The sequence below is a fragment of the Vibrio sp. 10N.222.46.A1 genome (assembly GCF_041473595.1).
GTDB classification, from domain to species: domain Bacteria; phylum Pseudomonadota; class Gammaproteobacteria; order Enterobacterales; family Vibrionaceae; genus Vibrio; species Vibrio tasmaniensis_A.
Genome location: NZ_JBFRSN010000853.1, coordinates 1 through 4,517, shown reverse-complemented (window position 1 = coordinate 4,517; position 4,517 = coordinate 1). Strand labels below are relative to the sequence as shown.

Annotated in this window: 5 protein-coding genes; all 5 read right to left on the bottom strand. The window is 43.2% G+C overall.

Going from position 1 to position 4,517, the window contains the following annotated elements; genetic code table 11:
- Window positions 1-146: 146 nt before the first annotated feature.
- Window positions 147-629 (bottom strand): MarR family winged helix-turn-helix transcriptional regulator, encoded by a 483-nt coding sequence (locus tag AB4496_RS21000; protein ID WP_009845974.1) that lies wholly within the window; start codon window positions 627-629, stop codon window positions 147-149.
- A gap of 363 nt (window positions 630-992) precedes the next feature.
- On the bottom strand, window positions 993-2,207 hold the full coding sequence (choV, locus tag AB4496_RS20995; RefSeq protein WP_009845975.1) for a choline ABC transporter ATP-binding protein: 1,215 nt from the start codon (window positions 2,205-2,207) through the stop codon (window positions 993-995).
- A 2-nt stretch (window positions 2,208-2,209) separates the two neighbouring features.
- A complete protein-coding gene (gene choW, locus AB4496_RS20990; protein WP_009845976.1) occupies window positions 2,210-3,052 on the bottom strand; it encodes a choline ABC transporter permease subunit in 843 nt (280 codons plus the stop codon).
- 107 nt (window positions 3,053-3,159) lie between these two features.
- The gene (locus AB4496_RS20985; protein WP_009845977.1) at window positions 3,160-4,137 is read right to left on the bottom strand and encodes a choline ABC transporter substrate-binding protein; all 978 of its coding nucleotides are present in this window, start codon (window positions 4,135-4,137) and stop codon (window positions 3,160-3,162) included.
- A 152-nt stretch (window positions 4,138-4,289) separates the two neighbouring features.
- Window positions 4,290-4,517 (bottom strand): GMC oxidoreductase (locus AB4496_RS20980; RefSeq protein WP_372131859.1); only part of this gene is annotated, 228 nt, incomplete at its 5' end.

The following is a 4,517-nucleotide window of genomic DNA, read 5'->3' as shown; positions in this document are numbered from 1 at the left end:
AGCTTATATCGATAGGCTACAACTAAAAGATGATTTTTATTAGTAAAGTCAGAAAAATTGGGAGGCCAAGATCAAAAAATGGCCGCTTGATGCGACCATTTTATAACTCTTTAAACTTTTTCTTAGCTAGACAATTTAAAACTACGTTAGCTCTTGACGACGTTTGCAATGCCTTCAAGCTGTAGAACTGGAGCTGCGTCGATGTCTTCGGCGTTCATCATTGCAGACACACGTTGCATCGAAGAAAGCAGTAAGCTTTGCTCCCATGCTTCTAAATTTTGGAATTTTTTAACGAAGTTATCTTGTAGCGGTGGTGGCGCATTGTTAAGTAGCTCTTGACCTTTTTCAGTCAGATTTGCGTGTACTTTGCGGCGATCTGACGAGCTGCGAACACGTTGTACGTAGCCGTTCAATTCCAAGCGATCGATGATCGTCGTTGTCGTCGCTTGACTCACATTAGTTTGATTAGACAATTCTTTGATCGTCACATTACCCATCTCTTGGATTGCGCGCATTAAAATCAATTGAGGGCCCGTCAAACCATACTCTTTACTCAGCTTTTTCGAGTGTAAATCGATAGCGCGAATAATTTGGCGAATAGCGACCAAGATTTCGTCATGTTTATCCAAGATGCAGACCTTTGTACTAATATACTGTGAGTGACTTTACAGGGTCGTGGCGATGAGATTTTCCAAACTGAACAGCTTAGGATCGCTCGAATTACACTGTAAATTGATAATTTACTTCATTGATTTTTCCGCATTGTACTGATGTTAATACTATTCTCAATCTTTTCTATACCACTAAACTTGCGTGGTACGGCACTTTTGCTTAATGAAGGGGGAATCAAAGCTTCAATGACGGCAAAAATAATGAGTCAGAGAATACAAACTAAAAGAATAATATATTTTAATAATCATAGAGGTAGAGAGATTTAGCCCTCTCTACCTAATAAAAAACCAGCCTAAATTGCTAAGCTTAAAAACGAAATTTTACGCAGCGGTATTCATCTGAAAGTTACCAGTAAGCGCATTATAAAATTCACTGTTATCCAAAATACCGACCAGTTTATTGTCTTCCACCAGCAAAATCGGATGATTACTTAGCTGTTTCAGTTTAATCGCATCGCGCATGCCAATCTCTGGGCTTGCCACTACCACACTCGACGCGCTGATTGCCGTTAAATCGTCAGATTCGTTCCACTCAACAAGCGCTAAAGTTGATTCACCTTTTACAGATAAAGTACCTTCACTCTGCTCAATCCATAAGTCTTTAGAGTCACAGATCTTCCAACTTTCATCTTCTTGTTTCAAAGAATCCAGTGGCTGCATCAACGAACGACCTTTCAATACGTTCAACGGGTTAGTGTGTGCGACAAAATCTTTCACATATTCCGTTTTTGGTGTGAGTACGATCTCTTCAGGCTTACCATGTTGAATCAACTTGCCTGACTCCATGATCGCAATGTTATTACCAATCTTCAGCGCTTCGTCTAAATCATGACTCACGAACAGAATCGTTTTGTTAAGCTTGTTTTGCAATAGAATTAGCTCATCTTGCAACTGCGCACGAATCAGCGGATCAAGCGCTGAAAACGGTTCATCCATAAGAAGAATGTCGGTATCCATCGCAAAAGCACGCGCTAGGCCAACACGTTGCTGCATACCGCCAGAAAGCTCATGCGGATACTTGGTTTCCCACTCAGCCAAACCCACCATTTCAAGTTGTTCACGCGCTTTAGCACGACGAACATCTTTGGCGACACCTTGCATCTCTAGACCAAACGCCACGTTATCTAACACGTTTAACCAAGGCATTAGGGCAAATTTTTGGAACACCATAGAAACGCGGTGAGTACGAAGATGACGCAAGGTCGCTTCGTCGCACTGTTCACCTAAATCAACCAGCTTGTCTCCATCTTTGATCGCCAATGAGCCACGGCTGATCTCATTCAAGCCGTTAACTGCGCGAAGCAAAGATGATTTACCAGAACCAGACAAACCCATCAGCACACAAATCTCGCCTTCTTCAACGGTCAGCGACACATTATCTACGCCAACGACTTGGCCAGTCTCATCAATGATCTCTTGGCGAGTTTTACCTTGATCGAGCAACTCAAGCGCTTGCTTCGGCTTATCACCAAACACAACATCGAGATTCTTAATGGTAATCGCGTCCATTGTCTTTTTTTCCTGAGAGTTAGACATGATTATGCTTCCTTCTGGTTTGGTGTTTTGCACAAGCGATCAAGAATGATAGCGACTAATACAATCGCCAGCCCGGCTTCAAAACCTTGTGAGATGTTCACTGTGTTCAATGCGCGAACAACAGGTTTACCAAGCCCGTCAGCACCGACAAGAGCAGCGATAACCACCATCGAAAGCGACAACATAATACATTGAGTGACACCTGCCATAATACTTGGTAAAGCAGCCGGTAATTCGACCTTCATCAGCAATTTCATGCGGCTCGCACCAAACGCTTTACCCGCTTCAATCAACTCTTCAGGTACTTTGGTGACGCCTAAGTAAGTCAAACGAATTGGTGCGGCAATGGCGAAGATGATGGTCGAGATTAAGCCAGGAACGATGCCCAAGCCGAATAAAACCAAAGTCGGAATCAGATACACAAACGTTGGAACCGTCTGCATTAAATCAAGAATGGGTCTAAGCACCGTATATAACCAAGGGCGATGCGCGGCCATAATGCCAACTGGAACGCCAATTAATACGGAAATCGTTGTCGCTGCAAACACGAGGACAAAGGTTTCCAGCATTTCTTGCCAGTAGCCAAGGTTTAAAATAGTCAGCAAAGCTGCAACCACGAAAATCACAAGCGAGGGTTTACGGTGTAAATACCATGCAATCGCTGCGGTCATCACGATTGGTAAAGCCGGTGGCATCCACTTAAATACATCGACTAAAAACATAATGACGGTTTCTAGAAAAATCGAAATAGCGTCAAAGAATCCTGCTGCATTGATTGTTAGCCAATCAACACCCGCTTCCATCCATTGACCAACAGGGATTTTGTTTTCCGTAATAAAATTCACAATATTGCCTTTTATTATGGGTGGGCTACTTCAAACCAATAGACAATTGGCAAGCCCACCTTTTTTATTTATAGAGCTTTGATAAATAGATCGATAGGTAGGTAAAACTAAGCTTTAACTTGTTTTAGGTATTCAGTAACCGCTTGAGCCGCTGATTCACCTTTATGCGTTTTTACGTTCTCTAACCAAGCTTCAACTTGTTGAGGGTTATTGTTCAACCATTGTTGAGCCGCTTTCTCAGGCTTCACTTTTTGGTTAAGAATCTCTTCCATCAACTGGTTTTCCATCTCTAGAGTGAACTCTAGGTTTTGCAGAAGTTGACCGACGTTTGCACATTCAGACACGTAGTTTGAACGAACATTGGTGTAAACATTCGCGCCACCGTAGTTAGGGCCGAAGAAGTCGTCACCACCTGATAGGTATTCCATCTCAACATTGCTGTTCATTGGGTGCGGTGCCCAACCAAGGTAAACGATCCACTGGCTACGACGAGCAGCGCGAGATACTTGCGATACCATGCCCGCTTCACTTGATTCCACTAGGCTGAAATCTTTCAAGCCAAACGCGTCAGCATCAATCATTGATTGGATTAAGCGGTTGCCATCGTTACCCGGCTCAATACCGTAGATGCGGTCTTTAAATTTGTCGGCATGTTTTGCTAGGTCGGCGAAGCTTTTCACGCCAGAGTCGTACACGTATTTTGGTACGGCTAGTGTGTATTTCGCACCTTCAAGGTTGGCACGCACTGTCTCTACCGTTCCCGCTTCGCGGTACTTAGCGATGTCGCCTTCCATAGTTGGCATCCAGTTACCTAGGAATACGTCAATATCGCCGTTCGCCATTGAAGAGTAAGTAACAGGTACTGAAAGTAGGTCAGTTTTTGTTTTGTAGCCTAGGCCTTTCAGTAGCTCTGAAGTGACCGCCGTTGTTGCGGTAATGTCTGTCCAACCAACATCAGCGAAGCGTACGTTTTCACATTGTTGTGGTTCAATAGAAGCGTTAGCACCAAATGCAAATGCAAATGAACTGATGGCTAGTGCTGTTAACGTTTTCGTGGTCATGTTCTGAATATTTAGAGTCGTCATAATGGTTCCTTTTTATCTTTCCTTTTTCTGCTCGATATCAACACCGATAGAGAGCAGTTCTTCTGACTTTTGACTTTTGACTAATTTTTGTTGTTACTTTTTGCTTTTTCTATTTTTGAACTATTTTCTATTTTTGAACTAATAACAGAGGCTTACGCTTCTCTTACTGGTTTATTTATTCTTTGCTTCTCTTGCCACTCAGGTGCAATCCACACTGGAACGTCCTGCGCTTTGAGCATTGGCTTACCCAAAATCAAATCGGAAGCACGCTCGGCAACCATAATGGTCGGGGCGTTCAAATTACCGTTTGGAATGATTGGGAAAACCGATGAGTCGACAACACGTAAGCTGTCGATACCGCGAACGCGACACTCTTCATC

Coding starts and splice junctions, on each gene's coding strand:
- AB4496_RS20985 (WP_009845977.1), bottom strand. CDS start 4,137: ATGACGACTCTAAATATTCAGAACATGACCACGAAAACGTTAACAGCA.
- choV (WP_009845975.1), bottom strand. CDS start 2,207: ATGTCTAACTCTCAGGAAAAAAAGACAATGGACGCGATTACCATTAAG.